Below are 265 nucleotides of genomic sequence, written 5' to 3'. Positions count from 1 at the left end.
CTCGTTACGGGTCGTTTGCCGAGCCGGGGCGTCGGCGCCACGGATCTCCTTCTCGATCGCATAGAGTGCGGCGATGCGCGCGAGAACGGCTTCGGCGATGGGTGAGCCGGCCTTCGGAGTCGCTGCGATGATCTTGCGCCTTGAGTGGGACCAACTTGCGTCAGGATAAGTCCTGGAAAGGAGGAAGAATGTAGTCTGAAACCTTTCAACGTGACCCAGAGGGTTCGACGCCCTCCCGGCAAAGGCGGAGCCCGCCAGCCGGAAG

At 62.6% G+C, this 265-nt stretch carries 1 pseudogene; it reads right to left on the bottom strand.

The annotated features are described in order from the left end of the window. A pseudogene (locus QJT78_RS52540) lies at positions 1 to 153 on the bottom strand (transposase); the annotation flags it as partial. Between the last annotated feature and the right edge of the window lie 112 nt (positions 154 to 265).

This window comes from Bradyrhizobium sp. Mp27 (genome assembly GCF_029953005.1).
Taxonomy (GTDB): domain Bacteria; phylum Pseudomonadota; class Alphaproteobacteria; order Rhizobiales; family Xanthobacteraceae; genus Bradyrhizobium; species Bradyrhizobium barranii.
This window is presented reverse-complemented; position numbering and strand designations above follow the sequence as displayed.